This is a genomic window from Streptomyces sp. NPDC044064, assembly GCF_056434245.1.
Genome location: NZ_JBWKFN010000024.1, coordinates 132,077 through 156,597 on the forward strand (window position 1 = coordinate 132,077; position 24,521 = coordinate 156,597).

Genomic DNA, 24,521 nt, shown 5'->3' on the forward strand with positions numbered 1-24,521 from the left:
ATGGATCACTTCGAACGGCAGCTGACGCAGCTGATGCACAGCACCCAGGAACACAGCCCCTTCGAGGCCAGGAACCAGGACCGGCTGTACGCCGGCGTGCGCACCCGGCGCCGGGTGCGGGCGGCACGCCGGGCCGCCGGTTCCGTGCTGGCGGCCGCGGGGCTCGGCCTCGGCCTGTTCCTGTGGCCGCACCCCCCGGCCACGGACCGGCCCAGCGCGCCCCACCCGCGGCCCGCCGTCAGCCCGTCGCCCGCCCCGAGCACGTCGCCCTCGCCGGACGACTCGCCGAGCCCGCCGCCCAGTTCGACGGCGACCACCCAGGGACCGAACCCCGGCGGAACCATGGAGACCTCGGTACCGCCCGCGACGTCCACGACCACCGACCCGGCCTCCGGCCCGCCCACCGGCACGACCACGGCGACCCCCCCGGAACGGGACTCGAACACCTCACCCCCGCCCACGGACACCGCAAGCCCGGACGACTCGTCGGACCCGCCCTCCCAGGTGGCCAGCCCGACCGGCTGACACGCCGCCCTCCTCCGTCACTTCACCGCCGCGCGCTCCCTCAGCGCGCTCCGCACTCAGGAACAAAAGGTACCTACGTGATAAATCTCCGCCCGCGTCGGGCCACACCGTCGAGGACTCCGCTGCCCCGGCGCGCCCCTCTGCCGACCGATCACGAGGAGCCCGTCCTGGACCTGGCCGTGCCGGTGTTCAACGAGGAGAAGGACCTGGAGCCGAACGTCCGGCGGCTGCACGCGCACCTGCGGGACACGTTCCCCTACCCGTTCCGGATCACCGTCGCCGACAACGCCAGCACCGACCGCACCCCGCACATCGCGGCCCGGCTCGTGGAGGAGCTGGCCGAGGTGGAGTGCATACGGCTGCCCGAGAAGGGGCGCGGGCGGGCGCTGCGCGCGGCCTGGTCGGGCTCCCGGGCGCCCGTGCTGGCGTACACCGACGTGGACCTCTCCACCGGGCTCGCGGCGCTGCTGCCGCTGGTCGCACCGCTCATCTCGGGCCACTCCGAGCTGGCCATCGGCACCCGCCTCGCCCCCGGTGCCCGGGTGGTGCGCGGTCCCAAACGGGAGGTCATCTCCCGCTGCTACAACGTTCTGCTGCGCTGCACGCTCTCCGTCGGCTTCTCCGACGCGCAGTGCGGGTTCAAGGCGGTGCGGCGCGATGTCGCCGAGCGGCTGCTGCCGCTGGTGCGGGACGGGGAGTGGTTCTTCGACACCGAACTGCTGGTGCTCGCCGAGCGGGCGGGCCTCAGGATCCACGAGGTGCCGGTGGACTGGGTGGACGACCCCGACAGCCGGGTCGACATCCTCGCCACCGCGCTGGCCGACCTGCGCGGGATCGCCCGGATGCGCCGCGCGCCGGCCCGCCGCCGTACGGGGTCGAGCGCCGCATGACCATGACCCTGGACCACATACCCGCGCCGGCCCCGGCCCGCCCGTCCGGTCTCCGCGAGCGCCTGCGGGCCGCCGTCCGCCACCACGGACCGGTCCTCGCCTTCTACGGCGCCCTGAAGCTGGCCGGCTTCTGTTCCTTCATGTACCTGCTGGACTCGGCCGGTGACTTCCGCACCAAGCACCCGCGCTTCGGCGGCGGAGCGCACACCTGGGACGTCCTGGCCACCTGGGACGGCTGGTGGTACCAGCAGATCGCGCTGCACGGCTACGACCCGAAGCTCGTCCACATCCCCGGCGCCACCGGCCTGATCACCCTGGAGGGCAACTCGGCGGCGTTCTTCCCGCTGTACCCGGCGCTGATGCGGCTGACCTCGGCGGTCACGGGCCTCGGCCCGTTCGGCTCCGGCCTCCTGGTCTCGGTCCTCGCCTCGTTCGTCGCGGCCCTCGGGATCTACGCGGTCGCCGACTGGTTCGGCGGCCGGCGGGCCGGGCTCGCGGCGGCCGGGCTGTGGGCGGTCTGGCCCGGCTCCGGCGTGGAGTGGGCGGTCTACTCCGACTCCCTCTACGTCGCCCTCGCCGCCTGGGCCTGCTACGCCGTCATGACCCGCCGCTGGCTCACCGCCGGCGTCCTCACCTTCGCGGCAGGTCTCAACCGGCCCACGGCCGCCGCGCTGATCGCCGCGCTCGCCGTCGCCGCGCTGTGCGCGCTGCGCGACCGCCGCGACGGCGTCCTGCGCCCGCTGCTGGCCATGGCCATGGCCCCGCTCGGCCTGCTCGGCTACCTCGGCTGGGTGGGCCACCGGATGGGCGACTACGGCGGTTACTTCAAGCTCCAGTCGGGCGCGTGGGCGCACAGCTTCGACTACGGCAAGCAGACCTTCGACGTCCTCACGTCCGTCCCCGTGGGCCACTTCACGTACCTGTCCGCCTGGCCCTTCGCCGACGTGATCGGGGTCGGGGTCGTCCTGCTGGCGTTCGCCCTGCTCCCCCTGCTGCTGCGGCTGCGCCCGCCGGCGGTGGTGGTCGTCCACACCGTGCTCACCCTCGTCCTGGTCCTCGGCAGCCAGCAGATCTTCGCCAACGTCTCCCGCTATCTGCTCCCCTGCTTCCCCCTGTTCGTCCCCCTCGCCGTCGCCATGCGCCGCCTAGGCGTGCGCACACAGTGCACCCTGTTCGGCATCGCCGCCCTGGCCTCCGGCTCGTACGCGGGGTACGCACTGTTCGAACTCGGGGTGCCGTAGGGGCCGGAGCGGCTACGCCAGACTGTCCCGCCACGCCCGATGCAGGTCCGCGAACCTTCCCGTGCCCGCGATGAGTTCGTCCGGGCGGCCGTCCTCGACGATGCGGCCGTGTTCCATGACCAGGACGCGGTCGGCGATCTCCACGGTGGAGAGGCGGTGGGCGATCACCACGGCGGTGCGGCCCCGCAGGACCGTCGACATCGCCCGCTGGACGGCCCGTTCGCCCGGGACGTCCAGGGAGCTGGTGGCCTCGTCCAGGATCAGGACCGCCGGGTCGGCGAGCAACGCGCGCGCGAAGGAGACCAGCTGGCGCTGGCCGGCCGAGATGCGCCCGCCGCGCTTGCGTACGTCGGTGTCGTACCCGTCGGGCAGTGCGCTGATGAACTCGTGCGCGCCGATCGCCTTCGCGGCCCGCTCGATCTCCTCGCGGGTGGCGTCGGGCCGGCCGATGGCTATGTTGTCCGCGACCGTGCCGGAGAACAGGAAGGCCTCCTGGGTCACCATGACCACCCCGCGCCGCAGCTCGGGCACGGCCAGCTCGCGCAGGTCGACCCCGTCCAGCAGCACCCGGCCGTCGGAGGGGTCGTAGAAGCGGGCGAGCAGCTTGGCCAGGGTCGACTTGCCCGCCCCGGTGGAGCCGACCACGGCGACGGTCTGCCCGGCCGGGAGGGTCAGATCGAAGCGGGGCAGCACCTCGCCGCCGGTGCGGTAGGCGAAGCGGACCCCGTCGAAGACGACCTCGCGGCCCGGGAACTCGCTCTTCGGCGAGGGGAGTTCACGGGGCGCCGAGGGCTCCGGCACGGTGGGCGTCTGCGCGAGCAGCCCGGCGATCTTCTCCAGGGAGGCGGCCGCCGACTGGTAGGAGTTCAGGAACATGCCGAGCCGGTCGATCGGGTCGTACAGCCGCCGCAGATACAGCACCGCCGCCGCCAGCACACCCAGCGCGAGCGAACCGGACGCCACCCGGTAGGCACCCCACAGGACGATCGCGGCGACCGCCGTGTTGGCCACCAGGCGGGATCCGACCACGTACCGGGCCATCTCCAGCAGGGCGTCCCCGTTCGTCCGCTCGTGCCGCCTGTTGAGGACGGCGAACTCGGCGTCGTTCGCGGCCTCCCGACGGAACGCGCGCACCGGGCGGATGCCGTTCATCGTCTCCACGAACTTCACGATCACCGCCGCGATCGCCGTGGAGCGCGCGCGGTACACCCGCCCCGCGCGCCGCTGGTAGACGCGGACGAGCCCGTACAGCGGCACGAAGGAGGCCACCGCGACCGCGCCGAGGCCGAGGTCCAGCCACAGCAGCATCGCCGAGATGTAGACGAAGGACAGCACGACGGTCACGAGCTCCTGGAGTCCCTCGTTGAGGAGTTCGCGCAGCGACTCGACGTCCGTGGTGGAGCGGGAGATCAGCCGTCCCGAGGTGTACCGCTCGTGGAAGTCGACGCTCAGCGCCTGCGCGTGCCGGAAGATCCGCCCGCGCAGGTCCAGCAGCACGTCCTGGCTCACCCGGGTGGAGGCCTCGATGAACGCGAACTGCAGCCCGCCGGAGAGCAGCGCGCACAGCAGATAGCCGACGGCGACCGCGATCAGCGGACCGTGGTCGTGGTCCCGGAACGCCGGTACGGCGGTGTCGAGGGCGTACGCCACCAGCAGCGGGCCCGCCTGCACCGCCGCCTGCTGCAGCAGCAGCAGGACGGTGGTGAAGGCGACCCGGGCCCTCATGGGCGCGAGCAGCGAGCGCAGGAGGGAGGCGGTTGCCCCGGGCGGAGTGGGCAGGACGTCCTGGTCGAAGGGATCGCCTGCGCCGCCGGTGCCCTCGGGGCGGGGGAGTTCGTCGTCGTTGTCCGTGGCGGGGGCGGCGGTCGTGGTGGTGGTCATCGGAGGTCCCCTCGTTCCCCTTCTCGGCCTTGCTCGCCTGGTCCGCCTGGTCCGCCTGGTTCGCCGGACATCAGGTGTGCGTACTCGGCGTTGGTGCGCAGCAGTTCCTGGTGCGTGCCGACGGCGGTGATCCGGCCGCCCGACAGCAGGGCGACCCGGTCGGCGAGCAGCACCGTGGACGGGCGGTGGGCCACGATCAGCGCCGTGGTGTCCGCCAGGACGTGCCGCAGCGCGGCCTCCACAGCGGCCTCCGTGTGCACGTCCAGGGCGGACAGCGGATCGTCCAGCACGAGGAACTCCGGCCGGCCGACGACCGCGCGGGCCAGCGCGAGACGCTGGCGCTGACCGCCGGACAGGCTCAGGCCCTGTTCGCCGACCCGGGTGCCGGTGCCCTGCGGAAGCGCGTGCGCGAACTCGGCCTGCGCCACGGCGAGGGCGCGGTCGAGGTCCGCCTCCGAGGCGTCGTCCCCGGCCCCCATGAGCACGTTCTCACCGACGCCGGCCGAGAACAGGGTGGGCTCCTCGAAGGCCACGGCGACCTTGGCGCGCAGCTCCTCGCGGGACATCGCGGTGATGTCGACCCCGTCCAGGGTGATGTGCCCGGAGGTCAGCTCGTGCAGGCGGGGGATGAGGGCGGTGAGCGTCGTCTTTCCGCTGCCGGTGGCTCCGACCAGGGCCATGGACTCGCCGGGGCGGACCTGGAGGTCGATGCGGTCGAGCAGGGGTGGGGAGTCCGGGGGCGCGTCCGGGTAGCGGAACCGGACGTTCTCGAAGCGCAGTCCGCGCGCAGCGGCACCTCGCGGCGCCGAGTCGCGCGAGCCGCCGCCGGCCGACGCGTCCTCCGGCTCCTCGTCCATCACCTCGAAGTACCGCTCGGTCGCCGTCGCCGCCTCCTGGCTCATCGCCAGCAGGAAGCCGATCGAGTCCACCGGCCACCGCAGCGCGAGTGCCGTGCTCAGGAAGGCGACCAGCGTGCCCGCGGACAGCTGCCCGTCGGCCACCCGGACCGTGCCCAGCACCAGCGCCGCCCCGATCGCCACCTCGGGAAGCGTCACGATGACGCCCCAGATGGTCGCCAGCAGCCGCGCCTTGCGCAGCTCCGTGCCGCGCAGCGTGCCCGCCAGCTCCCGGAACGCCCGTGCCTGGCTGCGGTGCCGGCCGAAGCCCTTGATGATGCGGATGCCGAGCACGCTCTCCTCGACCACCGTCGTCAGGTCCCCGACCTGGTCCTGGGCGCGCCGCGCCACCTCGGCGTAGCGCCGCTCGAAGACCACGCAGGTCCACATGACCGGGACGGCCGGCCCGAGGATGACCAGCCCGAGCACCCAGTCCTGCATCAGCATGATCACCACGCCGATGAGGATCGTCACCCCGTTGACCAGCAGGAAGGTCAGCGGGAAGGCGAGGAACATGCGCAGCAGCATCAGGTCGGTGGTGCCCCGGGAGAGCAACTGGCCGGACGCCCAGCGGTCGTGGAAGGACACGGGCAGCCGCTGCAGACGGCCGTACAGGCCCGCCCGCATCTCCGCCTCGACGTGCGACAGCGGCCGGGCCACCAGCCAGCGCCGTATGCCGAACAGGACGGCCTCGGCGACGCCGAGCAGCAGCAGGTACAGCGCACCGAGCCACACCCCGGCCGGGTCCCGGTCGGCGACCGGTCCGTCGACCAGCCACTTCAGTACGAGCGGGATCACCAGTCCGGTACAGGAGGCGACGACCGCGACGAACGCGGCCGTGAACAGCCGGGCCCGCACGGGGCGGACATACGGCCACAGCCGCAGAAGGGTGCGTACGGCGGAGCGGTCCTCGGTGGTTGCACGTGTAGTGGGCATCATCGCGAGCCTACGGATCCGCACTGACATCGCCCACCGAGTTTTGGCCCGACCCGTATCCGTCCCTGGTCCTACGACCTGGGGGTTCCCTCCGCTCAAGCGATGCCGGGAGCTTTGGCTGTTCGAGGAGTCGTACGAGGGAGTCGAGGAGCCGCGGGCAGGGGGTCGTAGTCCGCCGTCAACCGATCGGTTGATGCCGCTTCGAGCGCGACGGCCGATGTGCCGGACCCCGCCCGCACGGGACTCTCGACGCATGCCACCCGTCATCGAAGTCACCGATCTGCGCAAGTCCTACGGCGGCCGCGCCGTCGTGGACGGCGTCTCCTTCGCCGTCGAGGAGGGCGAGATCTTCGGCATCCTCGGCCCCAACGGCGCCGGCAAGACCACCACCGTCGAGTGCGTCGAGGGGCTGCGCGTCCCGGACGCCGGCCGCGTCCGGGTCACCGGCCTGGACCCCGTCGCCGACCACGAGCAGGTCGCGAAGGTCCTCGGCGCCCAGCTCCAGCAGAGCGAACTCCAGCCCAAACTCACCGTGCGGGAGGCGCTGGAGCTGTACGCGTCCTTCTACCCGCGCCCCGCCGACTGGCGGACGCTGGCCGAACGGCTGGGGCTGGCCCCGAAGTCGGACACCCGCTTCGCCAAGCTCTCCGGAGGACAGCAACAGCGCCTGTTCATCGCACTGGCCCTGATCGGCAACCCCCGTGTCGTCGTACTGGACGAGCTGACCACCGGCCTCGACCCGCGGGCCCGCCGCGACACCTGGCAGCTCATCGAGGACGTCCGCGCCAGCGGGGTCACCGTGCTGCTCGTCACCCACTTCATGGAGGAGGCGCAGCGGCTGTGCGACCGGATCGCGGTGATCGACAAGGGCCGCGTCGCGGCGCTGGACACACCGGCCGGGCTGATCCGCCGCTCGGCGGGCGCGACCGTCATCAGCTTCACCCCCTCCGCCCCGCTGGACGAGCGTGAGCTGGCCGCCCTGCCGGCGCTCGCCTCGTGTGAGCACCGCGACGGCCGGATCACCCTCTCCGGCACCGACGAGACCGTCAACGCCGTCATCACCCTGCTCGCCCGCCACCGCGTCACCGCTCACCAGCTGCGGGTTCTCGACGCCACCCTCGACGACGCGTTCCTGGACCTGACGAAGGAGGCCACGGCATGAACACCGCCGTCCTGCGCACCGAGTTCCGCCTGTTCCGCCGGGAACCCGGCGCCGTCTTCTGGATCTTCCTGTTCCCGACGCTGCTCCTGGTCATCCTCGGCTCGATCCCGTCGTTCCGGGAGGCCGACAAGTCCCTGGGCGGGCTGCGGCCGGTCGACGCCTACGTCCCCATCGCCGTCCTGATCGCCCTGATCATGTCCGGGGTTCAGTCGCTCCCCCAGGCCCTGACCGGTCACCGGGAGCGCGGCATCCTGCGCCGGATGCGGCTCACACCGGTACGGCCCTCAGCCCTGCTGTCGGCGCAGATGGTCGTGCAGGGCACGGTGGCGCTGGCCTCGGCGCTGCTCGCGCTCGTCGTCGGCCGACTGGCCTTCGGCGTACGGCTGCCCGAGCAGCCGGCCGGATATCTGCTGGCCCTGCTGCTCGCCGCCGGGGCGGCTCTCGCCCTCGGCTCCGTCGTTTCGGCACTGTCCCGCACCACGAAGATCGCGAGCGCGATCGGCTCGGCGGTGTTCTTCCCGATGATGTTCTGCGCGGGTCTGTGGCTGCCGGTGCAGGCGATGCCGCACACGCTGGCGCGGGTGGTGCAGCTGACCCCGTTCGGCGCGGCGGCCCGCGCCCTGGGCGAGGCGGCCGCCGGGCACTGGCCCGGGTGGGGGCACCTGGGCGTGCTCGCGGCCTGGACGGTGCTGCTGACGGCGGCGGCCGCGCGTTGGTTCCGCTGGGAGTGAGCGAGCCGTGCCGGACACTGGTGCCATGACGACCACCGCCCGACAGCAGCCCCGGGCCTCCTTCGACGCATGGGGACCCTGGGCGCTGCTGGCCGCCGGCGTCGTCGCGGGGACGATCTCCGCCCGCCTCACCGGCATGGACCGTTCCGAACTGGTCGTCACGGGAGTGCTCGTGGCCGCGAGCGTCGTGCTGCAGGCTGTGTGGGGGAAGGCGAGACGGAAGCGGCCGGGTCCCAACCGCGCCGACGCCGGCCTCTACCTGCTGCGCTGGGCCATCGGCTTCGTGCTGACCTGGATCAACCCGTTCTTCGCCTTCTACGCCGTGACCGGCTACTACACCGCCGTCCGTGAGCTGCCCCGCCGCCTGGTGATGCCCGGTCTCTTCCTGACCGCCGTCACCATGTCCGGCAGCGAGATCGGCGGTATGCCGCCGCACGGACTGGTCCTGTGGCTCGGCTTCTTCCTGGTCCTCGGCGTCAACGTCGGCATGGTCAGTGTGTTCACCCGGTACGCCTTGCAGGAGCAGGCCCGGTCCGACGTCCAGAGCGACACCATCGCCGAACTGGAGCGCACCAACGCGGCGTTGCAGCAGGCCCTCGACGAGAACGCCGCCCTGCACGCCCAACTCCTCGTCCAGGCACGGGAGGCCGGGGTCGCCGACGAACGCCGCCGGCTCGCCGCCGAGATCCACGACACCCTCGCCCAGGGGCTGACCGGCATCATCGCCCAGCTCCAGGTCGTGGCGAACGCACCCGATCTGGCCGTCGCCCGCACCCATCTCGAACGCGCCTCCGCACTCGCCCGGCACAGCCTCGGCGAGGCCCGCCGCTCGGTGCACAATCTGGCTCCGGTGGCGCTGGAGCACGACGGCCTGCCGGAGGCACTGAAGAAGACCGTCGCCGAGTGGAGCGAACGGGTCTCCATACGTGCCGAGTTCACTGTCACGGGCACCGCGGAACAACTGCACGAGGAGGTCGCGGCCACGCTGCTGCGCATCGCCCAGGAAGCCCTGTCCAACGCGTCCCGCCACGCACACGCCACCCGCGTCGGCGTCACCCTCTCCTTCCTGGGTGACGAGGTCATCCTGGACATCCGCGACGACGGCCGCGGCTTCGACCCGCTCGCCGCCCCCGAACGCACCCGCTCCGGCGGCTTCGGTCTCGACGGCATGCGCGCCCGCGCCGAACGCATCGCCGGCGCCCTGGCGGTGGAGTCCGAGCCCGGCCACGGCACGGCGCTGTCGGCTCGCGTACCGTTGGTCCGCCATGACCAGTGACACGGGTATCTCTCTGCTGATCGTCGACGACCATCCCGTCGTACGGGACGGCCTTCGCGGCATGTTCGAGTCCGCCCCCGGCTTCACCGTCCTCGGCGAGGCGGCCAACGGCGTCGAGGCCCTCGAACGGGCCGCCGCACTCGACCCGGACGTCGTCCTCATGGACCTGCGGATGCCGGGCGGCGGCGGAGTCGACGCGATCGCCGAACTGACCCGGCGCGGCACCCGCGCCAAGGTCCTCGTGCTGACGACGTACGACACCGACTCGGACACCCTCCCCGCGATCGAGGCGGGCGCCACCGGCTACCTCCTCAAGGACGCCCCGCGCGACGAGCTGTTCACCGCGGTCCGGGCGGCCGCGGAAGGCCGCACGGTCCTCTCCCCCGCCGTCGCCTCCCGCCTGGTCCACGCCGTCCGCTCCCCCGGCAACGAGCCCCTCTCCACCCGTGAACGCGAGGTCCTGACCCTGGTCGCCAGGGGCACCTCCAACCGCGAGATAGCCCGCGAACTGTTCATCAGCGAGGCGACGGTCAAGACCCATCTCACGCACCTGTACACCAAGTTGGGCGTGAAGGACCGGGCCGCGGCGGTGGCGGTGGCTTATGACCGGGGGATCCTGGGCTGAGGCGTTCGCCCGGGGCGCGGCCGCAGGTTCACCGGGCGTCGCGCAGCCGAAGCAGGTACGCCGCGGTCAGCGCGACGGCACGGTCCGCGTCGTGCGACAGTTCCACGAGCGCACCTGACGCCCTCGTCCCCGGGATGCCCGCCAGCGCCTGGGTCAGCCGGCCGCGTGCAGGCGCCCCGGTGGTGTCGTGGGCGAGGCGGTCGCAGATCCTGGTCGCGATCCGGTCCGCCGCCGCGGTGTCGCTCGCCAGCACGCTCAGCGCATCGGCCGCGTCGGTGTCGTTCCTTCCCTCCACGATCATGTCGATGAGGGTCGGGACCGCATCGGCCGCACCGTGTGTGCCGAGCGCCAGAGCCGCATATCCGCGGACCACGGCGTCGGGGTGCGCGAGGGCGTCCCGCAGCCGCTCGGCGGCTTCCCCACCGGGCATCTCCGCGAGGGCCTGGACGGCGCGTTCCCGCACCACGGCCACCGGTGAACGAAGGCCCTTCGCCAGCAGTTCCGGGCCGCCGTCGCCCGATCGGGCCAGCGCCCATCGAAGGGCCCCGGCGACGTTCGGCTCCGTCTCGCCGAGTGCCGCCTCGACCAGGGCCTCGACCGGCACCGGAACCTCGCCGCCCGAGGAGAGGGCGGCGCGCTGGCGCACGTCGGCGCTCTTCGACCCCAGTGCCTGCAGGAGCGCCACGACCTGGAGGACGTCCTCCCAGCCGGCGGGCTCCGCGGCATGGATCCGGCGCAGCCGCGTGAGCAGCTCGGTCTCGGCCGCGATGCGGTCACGCGTCTGACGGATGAGGTCGTCGACGAGTGCCGAGGGCACGAAGCCCGGATCGTCGAGCGCGCGTCCGATCTCACGCAGCGACAGTCCGAGCGACCGCAGGCTCTCGACATGGAAGATCCGCCGGATGTCCTCGCCGGAGTACTCGCGGTATCCGGAGCCGGTACGACCCGAGGGGCGCACCAGACCGAGCGACTCGTAGTGCCGGAGCATGCGGGCGCTGACCCCGGACCGTCGTGCCACCTCACCGATCAACACGTTCTATCGTCCCTCCTGGCCGGACCCGCCGAGGGCCACGACGCGCTTCGCCTCCTCGATCGCGAACTCGAATCCGGCGTCCGGGTCGCGCAGCAGCCGTTGTGTGGCGAGCGCGTGCGCGCGCGTGCACGGGTCGGCGGCCGTCGTCGCGGAGCGAAGCACCGGCACGATCACTTCACCCAGCGCGACCAGGGCCCGGCCGAGACTCAGTTTCGTCTCCCGGTCGCCGCGCCCGAGCTGCGTCGCCAGCACCGCGGCCAACGCGGACTCCTCGCCTTCCGGCACGAGCACGACCGCGGCGCGCCAGGCGCTTCGCGCCACCTCGTCGTCGGCGTCGGACAGGAGGGTCCTGGTGATCGCCGGCCACGCCTGCCGGTCCCCGATCTTGGACAGCGTGTGCAGCGCCTGGCTCCGTGCCTGCGCACGTTCCGAGCGGAGTTCGCGGAGCAGCCGGGGAAGCGTCATGGACACCGGGTGGCGGGTGAGCGCCCAGGTCAGCATGTCCCGGACCAGGAACTCGGGTTCGATCGCGCATCGCTCGACGAGCTTGTCGACGAAGCGCGGGTCGGGCGTCGTGCCGGCCGCCAGAGCGGCCCGCAGTCGTGCGGACGAACGGTTGTCCTCCAGCCCCTGGAGTGCTCGTACCGCATTCGTGTCCTGTCCCGTGACCGTCATCGAGACCACCTCCTCGGCAAGGAGTGAAGACCCTGTCACCGTGTCAAGGTCAAACAGCCGCGACCGGCTGCCCACCTGCCCACCTGCCCACCTGCCCACCTGCCCACCTGCCCAAATAGCATGACGTCTTATTCGTTGGAGCAACCATCCTTACGCTGAGTACGTTCGACGTCTCCGGTCAGGACCGCTGTTCCGGTGGGTGCCGAGCGAACGGGGGATGGATGATCGACGCGTACGCGGATCCGGGCACGCCCGACATTCGGGGCGGGTGGCACTACCTGTGGTGGCTGGTGCTGCGTCAGCCGTGGCGGTCGTTGGCCGGCGCATTGCTGGGCAGTGCGTGGATGGTGCTGATGGCGGCGCAGCCGTACATGATGGCGCGGGCCGTGGACGACGGGCTGGTGGCGGGGCGGTTGGGGGTGCTCGGCTGGTGGACCGCCGCGATGTTCGGGCTCGGGGCGCTGAACGCCTGGGTGAGCATCATGCGGCACCGCACGATGACGCGGGTGCGGATGGACGCCAACTTCCGCACGGTCAAGCTGGTCGTCGGGCACGCGGCCCGGCTGGGGGCGGTGCTGTCGCGCCGGGCCGGGGCCGGGGAGGTCGTCACCATCGGGGTCGGTGACGTGGCGACCCTCGCGCAGGCGCTGACGGTGGTCGGGCCCGGGGTGGGCTCGATCGTGGTGTATGTCGTCGTGGCGGGGCTGCTGTTGGCCATCTCGGCGCCGCTCGCCGCCGTGGTGCTTCTCGGGGTGCCGGTGATCGCGCTGCTCACCGGGCCGCTGACACTGCGGCTGCAGGGCGCGGAGAGCGAGTACCGGGAGCGGCAGGGCGTGCTGACGGCGCGCATCGGCGACCTCGCGGGCGGGCTGCGTGTCCTCAACGGGCTGGGCGGCAAGGGGCTGTTCTCGGACGCCTTCCGGAAGGACTCGCAGCGGCTGCGCGCACAGGGCTATCGGGTGGGCGCTGCGGCGAGTTGGGTGCAGGCGCTCGGGGTCGGGCTGCCGACGTTGTTCCTGGCCGTGGTGACCTGGCTCGCGGCCCGGCTGGCGGCCGAGAAGTCCATCAGCGTGGGCGAGTTGGTGGCGGTGTACGGCTATGTGGCGGTGCTGATCGGGCCGGTGGCGTTCTTCGTGCAGATGGCCTACGAGCTCAACCGGGGCGTGGTGGCCGCCCGCCGGGTCGTACGGCTGCTGCGGCTGGAACCCGAGCCGGACACGGGCACGCTGGCCGCACCGGACGGGCCGGCCGAGCTGTGCGATCCGGCGTCCGGGGTGCGGGTGGCGCCGGGCCGGCTGGTGGCGCTGGCCGCCGTCCGGCCCGCGGAGGCCGCCGCCGTGGTCGACCGCCTGGGCCGGTACGGGCCCACCGGGGCGACCTGGGGCGGGGTACGGCTCGACGCCGTACCGCTGGCCGACGTACGGGACCGGATCATGGTCGCCGACAACGAGGCGGACCTGTTCGCCGGACCGCTGAGGGAGGTCGTGGCCGCCGAGCACCCGGCCGAGGAGGCCGCGTTGCGCCGGGCGGTGTACGCGGCCGCCGCCGAGGATGTCGTACGAGGGCTGCCGGACGGGCTGGACTCGGCCGTGACCGGGCAGGGGCGCAGCCTCTCCGGTGGGCAGCGGCAGCGGATCCGGCTGGTGCGGGCGCTGCTCGCGGACCCCGAGGTGCTGCTGGCCGTCGAGCCGACCTCGGCGCTGGACGCGCACACGGAGGCCACGGTCGCCGAGCGGCTGCGGGCGGCTCGGGAAGGCCGGACGACGGTGGTGGTGAGCACGTCGCCGCTGGTGCTCGACCGGGTGGACACGGTGCTGTTCCTGGTCGACGGCAAGGTGACGGCGAGCGGCCCGCATCAGCGGCTGCTCGTGGCGGAGCCCGGGTACCGGGCGCTGGTGGCGCGAGACGCCGATGACGCTGCTGACACTGCCGAGGAGGCCGTACGGTGACGACGACGGACACGGGGCTGCTGCCGGTCGCCGACCGGGCCGGGGTGCGACGGGCCACCGGGCGGCTGCTGCAGGCCGACCGGCGGGCGTTCGCCGTCGCGCTGGTGCTGAACGCGCTGTCTGCCGGGGCGGGGCTCGCCGGACCGTGGCTGGTCGGGCGGATCATCGACGAGGTGCGGGCGGGACACGGGGTCGGGGCGGTGGACCGGCTGGCGCTGTGGATCCTGCTGTGCTCGCTGGCCCAGCTGCTGCTGGCGCGCTGGGCGCGGTACGTGGGACACCGGTTCGGGGAACGGACGCTGGCCCGGGTGCGCGAGGAGTACGTCGACCGGGTGCTGGCGCTGCCCGCCTCGGCGGTGGAGCGGGCAGGCACCGGTGACCTGACCGCGCGCGGTACGGCCGACGTGGCGACCGTCGGCACCACGCTGCGGGACGTCGGACCGGAGCTGCTGGTGTGCACCGTGCAGGCGCTGTTCGTGCTCGGTGCGGTGTTCGCGCTCGACCCGGTGCTGGGGCTGTTCGGCGTGCTGGGACTGACCCCGATCTGGCTGGCACTGCGCTGGTATCTGCGCCGGGCGCGGGACGGTTACCTCGCCGAGGGCGCGGCCACCTCGGAGATCGCCGAGATCGTGGCGGCGACCGCGACCGGGGCCCGGACGGTCGAGGCGTTCCGGCTCCGGCGGCGGCGGATCACGGCGAACCGGGACGCGCTGGAGAAGTCCCGCCGGACCCGCTTCTACACCCTCCGTCTGCGGTCGGTGTTCTTCCCCGCGGTCGAGGTGACGTACAGCGTGCCGGTGGTGGGCGTGCTGCTGCTCGGCGGATGGCTGCACCAGCGGGGTGCGGTGGGCGTCGGGGCGGTGGTGGCCGCGGCGCTGTACCTGCGGCAGTTCACGGAGCCGCTGGACCAGATCCTGATGCGGGTGGAGCAACTGCAGAGCAGCGGTGCCTCGTTCGCCCGGGTGGAGGGGCTGGCGCAGGCGCCCCGGGCCGAGGCGGAGGGCGGCTGTCCGGAGCCGGCGGACGACCTGATCGACGTGCGCGGGGTGCGGTACGCGTACGAGCGGGGCGGTGAGGTGCTGCGCGGGGTGGACCTGACGGTGCGTCCCGGTGAGCGCCTCGCCGTGGTGGGTCCGTCGGGCGCCGGCAAGACCACGCTCAGCAGGCTCCTCGCGGGCATCGACTCGCCCGGGGCGGGCACGGTGACGGTGGGCGGCGTACCGATCGCGTCCCTGGAACCGGAACGCCTGCGCCGCCAGGTCGTGCTGGTCACCCAGGAGCACCACGTGTTCCTCGGCACGGTCCGCGACAACCTCCTGATCGCCGAACCCGTTGCCACGGACGACGACTTGTGGGCGGCCCTGAAGGCAGTGGGCGCAGACGACTGGGTGCGCGACCTCCCGTCCTCCCTGGACACTCCCCTCGGCCCGAACGGCCACCCCACCGACGGCTCCCAGGCCCAGCAACTCGCCCTGGCCCGGGTCGTACTGGCCGATCCCCACACCCTCATCCTCGACGAGGCCACGGCCCTTCTCGACCCCGCCACGGCCCGGCACACCGAACGCGCCCTGGCCGCGGTCCTCGAGTCCCGCACGGTCATCGCCATCGCCCACCGCCTCCACACGGCCCACGACGCGGACCGCGTGGCGGTCATGGAGAACGGCCGTCTCACCGAGCTGGGCACCCACGAGGAACTGGTGACCGCGAACGGGGCGTACGCGGCCCTGTGGCGAACCTGGCACGGGGACACGGTCGCCGAGGACTAGTCCGTCCCTGCGGTCCAACCGGTGCAGCATCCCGACCAGTTGCCCGGTGGGACCGCCTTCGGACCAACAGTCCGCATATCGAACATGAACATCCGGTCAACGAACCATTTCCAGCCAAGTTTCTGACGCGGTCCTGACAGATGCCGTGATCCCCTGCCACTCTTCCCACGGCCGACTCACAGCAACCCCACAGTTCCCCATGCTCGCGTGAGCCGGCTCTGCACCTGCACGTGGTTCCGCGTAACGCCCTGTTCTGCCCGGACGTCCCAACCCACCGTCCGGTCTCCCCTGGCCGCGCGACCCGCGGTCACGCAGAAGGAGTCAGTGTGAGCAGCACCTCTCGCAGACGCACCTCCCACACAGCGCACCGCCGCACCGCCACCGTCGCCCTCGCGGGTGTCACCGCCCTGATCGCCGCGGCCGTCCAGTCCGGCGCCGCGACCGCCGCCCCGGCGAAGCCGCAGGCCGGCAAGGTCAACCCCGCCCATGTGGCCGTCAAGCTCACGCCCTCGCAGCGCGCCGAGCTGATCCGGCACGCGGACTCCGAGAAGGCCGCCACAGCGCGGTCCATAGGCCTCGGGGCCAAGGAGAAGCTGGTCGTCCACGACGTCGTCAAGGACGCCGACGGGACTGTGCACACCCGCTACGAGCGGACCTACGCGGGTCTGCCGGTGCTCGGCGGCGACCTCATCGTGGACACCGCCAAGTCGGGCGCGACCAAGTCCGTCATCAAGGCCGGCAGCGCCTCGCTGAAGGTCGCCGGCCTCACCCCGGCCGTGTCGAAGGCCGCGGTCGAGAAGCAGGCCGTGCAGCGGGCCAGGGCCCTCGGCGGCAGCAAGTCGGCCGCGGACAGCGTGCGCAAGGTGATCTGGGCGGGCAGCGGCAAGCCCGTTCTCGCGTACGAGACCGTCGTCGGCGGGCTCCAGGACGACGGCACCCCGAACCAGCTGCACGTCGTCGCCGACGCCGCCACCGGCAAGAAGCTCTTCGAGTACCAGGGCATCAGGACCGGCGTCGGCAACACCCAGTACAGCGGCCAGGTGACGCTGACCACGACCCAGTCGGGTTCGAACTACACGCTGACCGACGGGGCGCGCGGCGGCCACAAGACGTACAACCTCAACCACGGCACCTCGGGCACCGGCACGCTGTTCTCCCAGACCAACGACACCTGGGGCAACGGCACCACGTCCAACGCCGCCACCGCGGGCGCCGACGCCCACTACGGCGCCGCGGTCACCTGGGACTTCTACAAGAACACCTTCGGCCGCAGCGGCATCAAGAACAACGGTGTCGGCGCGTACTCCCGGACGCACTACGGCAACGCGTACGTGAACGCGTTCTGGGACGACAGCTGCTTCTGCATGACCTACGGCGACGGCTCCGGCAACGCCGACCCGCTGACCTCGCTGGACGTCGCGGGCCACGAGATGAGCCACGGCGTCACCTCCAACACCGCCGGCCTCAACTACAGCGGTGAGTCCGGGGGCCTCAACGAGGCCACCTCCGACATCATGGGCACCGGCGTGGAGTTCTACGCCAACAACAGCTCGGACGTCGGCGACTACCTCATCGGCGAGAAGATCGACATCAACGGCGACGGCACCCCGCTGCGCTACATGGACAAGCCCAGCAAGGACGGCGCGTCCAAGGACAGCTGGTACTCGGGGATCGGGTCCATCGACGTGCACTACTCGTCGGGCCCCGCGAACCACTTCTTCTACCTGCTGAGCGAGGGCAGCGGCACCAAGGTCATCAACGGTGTCACCTACAACTCGCCCACCGCGGACGGCCTTCCGGTCACCGGCATCGGCCGCGACAAGGCGCTGCAGATCTGGTATCGGGCGCTGACCACCAAGTGGACCTCCACCACCAACTACGCGGGCGCCCGCACCGGCACCCTCGCGGCGGCCGGCGAGCTGTACGGCACCACCAGCGCCGAGTACAAGGCGGTGCAGGACGCCTGGGCGGGCGTGGCGGTCGGTTCGCGCTCCGGTGGCGGCGGGGGCGGCGGCACCTCGTACGAGAACACCTCGCCGGTGTCGATCCCGGACAACGGGCCCGCGGTCACCTCGAACATCACCGTTTCCGGCAGGACCGGAAACGCGCCGAGCAACCTCTCGGTGAGCGTGGACATCACGCACACCTGGCGCGGCGACCTGGTGATCGACCTGGTCGGCCCGTCGGGCACCTCGTACCGCCTGAAGAACTTCTCGTCCTCCGACTCGGCGGACAACGTCAACGAGACCTACACGGTCAACGCCTCCTCCGAATCGGCCAATGGCACCTGGAAGTTGAAGGTCCAGGACCAGGCCGCGCAGGACGTCGGCACGATCAACAGCTGGAAGCTGACGTTCCCGTAAACCGCACCCCACCAGCACCGGAACAGGGCGTCGTCCGGGGGTTCAACCCCCTCGGGCGGCGCCCGTTTTACATTCCTGAAACGTTAACCAGACAGTCGAATTCCGGCCAACATCACTTAGGGGTCCTGACATGTACGCGTCCCTGATGTCACTCTCTCTCCACCCGCCGCAGCAGCACAGCAACTTCGCAACGCCACATACTCCGGCCAGTAACCCCACACTGCCCGGACTCCCCCACGAGAAGGAGCTTCTGTGAGCCCCCTCTACGCGCGTCACAAGCGCACCACTCTGGCCATCGCCACCGCTGTCGCGGCCGGAGCCCTGCTCTCCACCGGGCTGACCACCAGCGCCAGTGCCCAGACCCCGGCCGGGTCCGCCGCCGCCAAGCCCCTGGCCGCAGCCCCGGCCTCGCTGTCCGCCGCTGCCCGTACCACCCTGATCCAGAAGGCACAGGCCGGCGCGGCCGGCACCGCGCAGGAGATAGGCCTCGGCGCCAAGGAGAAGCTGGTCGTCAAGGACGTCGTCAAGGACACCGACGGCACCGTCCACACCCGCTACGAGCGCACCTACGCGGGCCTGCCGGTCCTCGGCGGCGACCTGGTCGTCCACACCGCCAAGTCGGGCAGATCCGAGGGCGTCACCAAGGCGAACAAGTCCGCCATCAAGGTGGCCTCGCTCAAGCCGCAGATCTCCGCCGCCAAGGCCGAGAAGCAGGCGCTGGGCGCCGCGAAGACCCTTGGCTCCGCCAAGACCGCCGCGGACGGCGCCCGCAAGGTGATCTGGGCCGGCTCCGGCAAGCCCGTCCTCGCCTACGAGACGGTCGTCGGCGGTCTGCAGGACGACGGCACCCCGAACAAGCTGCACGTCATCACCGACGCCGCCACCGGCAAGAAGCTCTTCGAGTACCAGGGCATCGAGAACGCCACCGGCACCGGCAAGACGCTGTACTCGGGCACCGTCAGCCTGAACACCAACCTGTCGGGCTCGACGTACCAGCTGTACGACACCACGCGTGGTGGCCACAAGACGTACAACCTGAAGCACGGCACCAGCTCGGGCACCGGCACCCTGTTCACCGACTCGGACAACGTCTGGGGCACGGGCAAGGCCTCCAGCTCCTCCACCGACCAGACCGCGGCCGCCGACGCCGCCTACGGCGCGCAGGAGACCTGGGACTTCTACAAGAACACCTTCGGGCGCAGCGGCATCAAGAACAACGGAGTCGGCGCCTACTCCCGCGTGCACTACGGCAGCTCGTACGTCAACGCCTTCTGGGACGACGACTGCTTCTGCATGACCTACGGCGACGGCGAGAGCAACCTCGACCCGCTGACCTCGCTGGACGTGGCCGGTCACGAGATGAGCCACGGCGTCACCGCCAACACCGCGGGCCTGGAGTACTCGGGCGAGTCGGGCGGCCTGAACGAGGCCACCTCGGACATCTTCGGCACCGGTGTGGAGTTCTACGCGAACAACGCCTCGGACCCCGGTGACTACCTCATCGGCGAGAAGATCGACATCAACGGCGACGGCACCCCGCTGCGCTACATGGACAAGCCCAGCAAGGACGGCGGCTCGGCGGACTCCTGGTCCTCCTCGGTCGGCAACCTGGACGTCCACTACTCGTCCGGCGTCGCGAACCACTTCTTCTACCTGCTGTCCGAGGGCAGCGGCGCGAAGACGATCAACGGCGTGAGCTACAACTCGCCGACGTCCAACGGCTCCACGGTCACCGGCATCGGCCGCGCCAAGGCGCTGCAGATCTGGTACAAGGCGCTGACGACGTACTTCACGTCCACGACCAACTACAAGGCGGCCCGCACCGGCACGCTGAGCGCGGCGGCGGCCCTGTACGGCTCCACCAGCACCGAGTACAAGGCGGTGGCCGCGGCCTGGTCGGCGGTCAACGTCAGCTAGTCGCACACACCACTTGAGACAGGGCGGTACCCGGGCGGAAGGCGTCCCGGGTACCGCCCTACCCTTGTGACCCATGTCCTCGGCGCCCTTCACCTACGAGCCGGTCGGCGCGACCCGCGACGACCTGACCGTCTGCCCGCCCGGCTTCCACCCGCTGTTCGAACGCATACGGATCGGCGAGGGCCCTGAGGTCTTCCGCCGGGCCGCGGAGGCTGTCCTGACCTGGGAGATGCACCGCTCGCTCGGCGTGGGCATCGACGCCACCGCCGACCGCGCGGCCCCCGACGTCGACGTCACGGTCACCCTGGCCGGCCTCATCAAGGCCCCCTGCCGCATCGTCTGGACCGTCGACGAGCCCCGCCGGGCCGGCTGGGCCTACGGCACCCTGGAAGGCCACCCCGAGTGCGGCGAGGAGGCCTTCGTGGTCGACCGCACCGGCGACGGCACCGTCTGGCTGACGGTGGCCGCCTTCAGCCGCGCCCAGAAGTGGTACGCCCGCGCGGGCGGGGCCGCGACGCGCGGGCTGCAGCACGCCTACGCCCGCAGGTGCGGCAAGGTGCTGAGGGAGCTGGCCACCCGGGGGCTGGAGGACTGACGCTCACCGCATCAGCAGCCCCGCCCCCTCCACCGCCTCCTCCGACGGCACGGACACCAGACCCAGTTCCGCGCCGGAGGCGAGCAGGCGGTGGGCCGGCAGGATGCGGATCGTGTAGCCGTAGGGGCCGGTGCGGTCCAGGGAGAGCGGGCCCTCGTAGACGCGACGGCCCTCCAGGTCCGGGGCGCCGGTCGCCTTCAGCTGCACCACCGTGGCGTCCGTGATGCGGTCCTGCGCGTCGACCCGGCCGGAGACCGCCTGCACCTCCACGTCGTCCGGTCCGAGGTCACCGAGCCCCACCCGCACCCGCAGCCCCACGGTCGAGCCCAGTTCCGCGGTGGCCGTCGTGGCCGTCGTCTCCACGTGGTCGACGCTCACCCGGGGCCAGGCGGCCCGCACCCTCGCCTTCCAGGCGGCCAGTTCACGCGCCGTGTCCTCGCTCAGCGCGCGGTGGGACTGGGCGGCCGGCGTGTACAGGCGGTCGACGTACTCGCGGACCATCCGGCCCGCCAGCACCTTCGGGCCCAGCAGGGTGAGGGTCTGGCGGACCATGTCGATCCAGCGGTCGGGCAGCCCGCCCCGGCCGCGCTCGTAGAAGCGCGGGGTGACCCGCTGTTCGAGCAGGTCGTACAGGGCCGCGGCCTCGATGTCGTCACGGCGGTCCGGGTCGGTGCCCACGCCGTCGGCGGTCGGCACGGCCCAGCCGAAGTCCGGCTGGAACCACTCGTCCCACCAGCCGTCCAGCACCGAGAGGTTGAGGCAGCCGTTGAGCGCGGCCTTCATCCCGGAGGTGCCACAGGCCTCCAGCGGGCGCAGCGGGTTGTTCAGCCAGACGTCGCAGCCGGGGTAGAGCTTCTGGGCCATCGCCATGCCGTAGTCGGGCAGGAAGACGATCCGGTGCCGCACGCGCGGGTCGTCGGCGAACCGCACCAGCTCCTGCACCAGCCGCTTGCCGCCGTCGTCCGCCGGGTGCGCCTTGCCCGCGACGACGATCTGGACCGGCCGCTCCGGGTGCAGCAGCAGCTCCATCAGCCGGTCCCGGTCGCGCAGCATCAGCGTGAGCCGCTTGTACGACGGCACGCGCCGCGCGAACCCGATCGTCAGCACCCCGGGGTCGAGCACACCGTCGATCCAGCCCAGCTCCGCGTCCCCGGCGCCGCGCTGGCGCCACGAGGCGCGCAGCCGCTCCCGCACCTCCACCACCAGCTGTTCGCGCAGGGTACGGCGCAGCTCCCAGACCTCCTGGTCCGCGATGTCCGCGACCGAGTCCCAGCGCTCGGAGCCGCCGACGCTCAGCGCGTCCTCGGCCCGCTGGGCGCCGATCTCCCGGGCGCCCAGCCGGAGCACTTCGGGGGCGACCCAGGTCGGGGCGTGCACCCCGTTGGTCACGGAGGTGATCGGCACCTCCTCGGGGTCGAATCCCGGCCACAGTCCCGCGAACATCTCCCGGCTGACCTGCCCGTGCAGCAGCGAGACCCCGTTCGCCCGCTGGGCCAGCCTGAGCCCCATCACGGCCATGTTGAACAGGTTCGGCTCGCCGCCCGGGTAGGTCTCCATGCCGAGCGCAAGGATCCGCTGGACGTCGATGCGCGGGAGCTCGCCGTCCACCCCGAAGTGCCGGGCGACCAGTTCCCGGTCGAACCGGTCGATCCCGGCCGGGACGGGGGTGTGCGTGGTGAACACCGTGCCGCCGCGCACGGCCTCCAGCGCCGAGTCGAAGTCGAGTCCCCGGTCGCCCAGTTCGGCGATCCGCTCCAGCCCCAGGAAGCCGGCGTGTCCCTCGTTGGTGTGGAACACCTCGGGTTCCGGGTGCCCGGTGAGCCGGCAGTACGTCCGCACGGCCCGGACACCCCCTATCCCCAGCAGCATCTCCTGCAGCAGCCGGTGCTCGCTGCCGCCGCCGTACAGCCGGTCGGTCACCCCGCGTTCGCCGGGGTCGTTCTCCTCCACGTCCGAGTCGAGCATCAGCAGCGGCACCCGGCCCACCTGGGCCAGCCAGATCCGGGCGTGCAGCGCCCGGCCGCCGGGCAGCGCGAGGGAGAGCCGGGCGGGGCTGCCGTCGGCCTCCTTCAGCAGGCTGACGGGCAGCTCATGGGGGTCGAGCACCGGGTAGTGCTCCTGCTGCCAGCCGTCCCGGGACAGGGTCTGGCGGAAGTACCCGTGCCGGTAGAGCAGGCCGACACCGATCAGCGGGACCCCGAGGTCGCTGGCCGCCTTGAGGTGGTCGCCGGCGAGGATGCCGAGGCCGCCGGAGTACTGGGGCAGCGCGGCCGTGATGCCGAACTCGGGCGAGAAGTAGGCGACGGCGGCGGGCAGTCCGTCGTCCTGCTGCTGGTACCAGCGGTCGCCGGTCACATAGTCGTTGAGGTCGTCGACGGCCGCGCGCAGCCGGCGCAGGAACCGCCGGTCCCCGGCCAGCTCGGTGAGCCGGGCCGGGCGCACCCCGCCCAGCAGCCGCACCGGGTCGCCCCCGGCGGCGGCCCAGCGTTCGGGGTCGACGGACTGGAACAGGTCGCGCGTTTCCACATGCCAGGACCAGCGCAGATTGCGCGCCAGGTCGCTCAGCGGCCGGAGGGGTTCGGGGAGAACGGGACGGACGGTGAACCGACGGATCGCCTTCACATTCCACCTCGGACGCGTTACGGGGTGAGACGCACGGCGCCGTACGTCTCGTCGTCAGGGTCGACGTTAGTGGTTACCGGGGCGTCGGTGGGGACGTGGCGGGCGCGGGTGTCGGGACGCGGCGGTGGCGTAATGGCCGCCCTGGCGGGAAACCGGGAAAGGGGCCGGTCTTGTGCGTAGACATACGCGTGAGTAGTTAACAAAGTGCCGGATTGCCCACCCGAATAGGGTGGGAAGGCTCCTCCGGTACGTCCCACAGCAGCACCACGTCTCACCTGCAGGACCCACCTCCCCACAGCCATCCGCCCACACCCACGTTGAAGCGGACAGGAGCGGTCATGCCCGCCACGCACCACTCGTCAGCACCCTCGACACCCAGCAAGGCGGCCGGAAGGAAAACTTCTGGCAAGAAAACCGGAAAGCCCGCCGAGGAACTTCGCGAGGAGGCCCCGGCCCCGCCCAGGCAGCAGCTTCCCGCCCCGCCGGAACCGACCGTTCTCGGCCGAATTCCCGTCCTCGACGTGCGCCCGGTGGTCCAGCACGGGCGCAGGCCCGCCAAGGCGGTGGCCGGTGAGTCGTTCGAGGTGTCGGCCACCGTGTTCCGCGAGGGCCACGACGCCGTCGCCGCGAACGTCGTCCTGCGGGATCCCGAGGGCCGCCCGGGCCCCTGGACCCCGATGCGTGAACTCGCCCCGGGCACCGACCGTCTGGGCGCCACCGTCACCCCGGACGAGCCCGGCCGCTGGACCTACACGGTCGAGGCCTGGTCGGACCCGGTCGGCACCTGGCGGCACCACGCACAGATCAAGATCCCGGCGGGCATCGACACCGGCCTGGTCCTGGACGAGGGCGCTCGGCTGTACGAGCGGGCGGCCGCCGGAGTGCCCGAGGGGCAGCGGGACGTGGTCCTGGCGGCCGCCGCAGCGCTGCAGGCGGAGGACCGCCCGGCCGCCTGGCGGCTCGCGGCGGCCCTGGCGCCCGAGGTGGAGGCGGTGCTGTCGCGGTATCCGTTGCGGGAGTTGGTGACCGCGTCGGACGCGATGCCGCTGCTGGTGGAGCGGGAGCGGGCCCTGTTCGGTTCGTGGTACGAGTTCTTCCCGCGTTCGGAGGGCACGGCGGAGCAGCCGCACGGCACCTTCCGTACCGCTGCCCGGCGGCTGAGGGCGATCGCGGAGATGGGCTTCGACGTCGTCTATCTCCCGCCGGTCCATCCGATCGGCACGACGTTCCGCAAGGGCCGCAACAACACCCTCACCGCCCGTCCCGACGATGTCGGGGTGCCCTGGGCGATCGGCTCCCCGGAGGGCGGGCACGACGCCGTCCACCCCGCTCTGGGCACACTGGAGGACTTCGACCACTTCGTGGGCCGGGCACGGGAGTTGGGCCTGGAGGTGGCCCTGGACTTCGCGCTGCAGTGTTCCCCGGACCATCCGTGGGT

The 24,521-nt window shown here is 72.1% G+C and carries 17 protein-coding genes and 1 pseudogene; 13 read left to right on the forward strand and 5 right to left on the reverse strand.

The annotated features are described in order from the left end of the window. The 3 genes and pseudogenes from AC07DS_RS32880 to AC07DS_RS32890 all read left to right on the forward strand — a co-directional run bounded on the left by AC07DS_RS32880 (window position 1) and on the right by AC07DS_RS32890 (window position 2,656). Entirely contained in the window at window positions 1-525 is a 525-nt protein-coding gene (locus AC07DS_RS32880; protein WP_479151246.1) for a hypothetical protein, read from the forward strand. Window positions 526-647: 122 nt separating this feature from the next. After that, window positions 648-1,403, forward strand: a pseudogene (locus AC07DS_RS32885) (dolichyl-phosphate beta-glucosyltransferase); the annotation flags it as partial. An 8-nt stretch (window positions 1,404-1,411) separates the two neighbouring features. After that, window positions 1,412-2,656, forward strand: a complete 1,245-nt coding sequence (locus AC07DS_RS32890; RefSeq protein ID WP_479151247.1) for a hypothetical protein — start codon at window positions 1,412-1,414, stop codon at window positions 2,654-2,656. Window positions 2,657-2,668: 12 nt separating this feature from the next. Here AC07DS_RS32890 and AC07DS_RS32895 read toward each other — a convergent pair whose 3' ends face one another. Next, complete coding sequence (locus AC07DS_RS32895) at window positions 2,669-4,537, reverse strand: ABC transporter ATP-binding protein (protein WP_479151249.1); 1,869 nt, start codon at window positions 4,535-4,537, stop codon at window positions 2,669-2,671. After that, entirely contained in the window at window positions 4,534-6,369 is a 1,836-nt protein-coding gene (locus AC07DS_RS32900) for an ABC transporter ATP-binding protein (RefSeq protein ID WP_479151251.1), read from the reverse strand. The genes AC07DS_RS32895 and AC07DS_RS32900 overlap by 4 nt, the downstream gene beginning before the upstream one ends. A gap of 253 nt (window positions 6,370-6,622) precedes the next feature. On the opposite strand from AC07DS_RS32900, the gene AC07DS_RS32905 reads away from it, so the two are divergent. From AC07DS_RS32905 to AC07DS_RS32920, 4 genes are read left to right on the forward strand one after another with little or no spacing between them, the layout of a single operon-like run. After that, window positions 6,623-7,531 (forward strand): ABC transporter ATP-binding protein, encoded by a 909-nt coding sequence (locus tag AC07DS_RS32905; protein WP_479151253.1) that lies wholly within the window; start codon window positions 6,623-6,625, stop codon window positions 7,529-7,531. After that, window positions 7,528-8,262, forward strand: coding sequence for an ABC transporter permease (locus tag AC07DS_RS32910; protein ID WP_479151255.1), 735 nt, complete (start codon window positions 7,528-7,530; stop codon window positions 8,260-8,262). Before AC07DS_RS32905 ends, AC07DS_RS32910 begins: the two co-directional genes overlap by 4 nt. Window positions 8,263-8,287: 25 nt before the next feature. Continuing rightward, window positions 8,288-9,538 (forward strand): sensor histidine kinase, encoded by a 1,251-nt coding sequence (locus AC07DS_RS32915; protein ID WP_479151257.1) that lies wholly within the window; start codon window positions 8,288-8,290, stop codon window positions 9,536-9,538. Further along, on the forward strand, window positions 9,528-10,163 hold the full coding sequence (locus AC07DS_RS32920; RefSeq protein WP_479151259.1) for a response regulator: 636 nt from the start codon (window positions 9,528-9,530) through the stop codon (window positions 10,161-10,163). The genes AC07DS_RS32915 and AC07DS_RS32920 overlap by 11 nt, the downstream gene beginning before the upstream one ends. 28 nt (window positions 10,164-10,191) lie before the next feature. Here the strand turns inward: AC07DS_RS32920 and AC07DS_RS32925 are convergent, their stop codons facing one another. Together AC07DS_RS32925 and AC07DS_RS32930 are read right to left on the reverse strand one after the other, a co-directional pair. After that, complete coding sequence (locus AC07DS_RS32925; RefSeq protein WP_479151261.1) at window positions 10,192-11,196, reverse strand: MerR family transcriptional regulator; 1,005 nt, start codon at window positions 11,194-11,196, stop codon at window positions 10,192-10,194. Between the two features lie 3 nt (window positions 11,197-11,199). Continuing rightward, the gene (locus AC07DS_RS32930; RefSeq protein WP_479151263.1) at window positions 11,200-11,871 is read right to left on the reverse strand and encodes a HEAT repeat domain-containing protein; all 672 of its coding nucleotides are present in this window, start codon (window positions 11,869-11,871) and stop codon (window positions 11,200-11,202) included. Between the two features lie 221 nt (window positions 11,872-12,092). On the opposite strand from AC07DS_RS32930, the gene AC07DS_RS32935 reads away from it, so the two are divergent. From AC07DS_RS32935 to AC07DS_RS32955, 5 genes are all read left to right on the forward strand, one after another. Further along, a complete protein-coding gene (locus tag AC07DS_RS32935; RefSeq protein WP_479151265.1) occupies window positions 12,093-13,820 on the forward strand; it encodes an ABC transporter ATP-binding protein in 1,728 nt (575 codons plus the stop codon). After that, window positions 13,817-15,586 carry an ABC transporter ATP-binding protein gene (locus AC07DS_RS32940; protein ID WP_479151267.1) on the forward strand — a complete coding sequence of 590 codons (1,770 nt, stop codon included), beginning with the start codon at window positions 13,817-13,819 and terminating at the stop codon, window positions 15,584-15,586. Before AC07DS_RS32935 ends, AC07DS_RS32940 begins: the two co-directional genes overlap by 4 nt. A gap of 326 nt (window positions 15,587-15,912) precedes the next feature. Continuing rightward, window positions 15,913-17,949: a M4 family metallopeptidase gene (locus AC07DS_RS32945; protein WP_479151269.1), complete on the forward strand. Its 2,037-nt coding sequence runs from the start codon at window positions 15,913-15,915 to the stop codon at window positions 17,947-17,949. 252 nt (window positions 17,950-18,201) lie between these two features. Beyond that, window positions 18,202-19,866 carry a M4 family metallopeptidase gene (locus AC07DS_RS32950; RefSeq protein WP_479151271.1) on the forward strand — a complete coding sequence of 555 codons (1,665 nt, stop codon included), beginning with the start codon at window positions 18,202-18,204 and terminating at the stop codon, window positions 19,864-19,866. Window positions 19,867-19,939: 73 nt separating this feature from the next. Continuing rightward, window positions 19,940-20,461 (forward strand): DUF1990 domain-containing protein, encoded by a 522-nt coding sequence (locus tag AC07DS_RS32955; RefSeq protein ID WP_479151272.1) that lies wholly within the window; start codon window positions 19,940-19,942, stop codon window positions 20,459-20,461. A gap of 3 nt (window positions 20,462-20,464) precedes the next feature. Here the strand turns inward: AC07DS_RS32955 and AC07DS_RS32960 are convergent, their stop codons facing one another. After that, entirely contained in the window at window positions 20,465-23,083 is a 2,619-nt protein-coding gene (locus tag AC07DS_RS32960) for a glycosyltransferase family 1 protein (protein ID WP_479151274.1), read from the reverse strand. Window positions 23,084-23,421: 338 nt separating this feature from the next. Here AC07DS_RS32960 and AC07DS_RS32965 point away from each other — a divergent pair. Then, a partial coding sequence (locus AC07DS_RS32965; protein ID WP_479151275.1) for a maltotransferase domain-containing protein occupies window positions 23,422-24,521 on the forward strand: 1,100 nt, incomplete at its 3' end.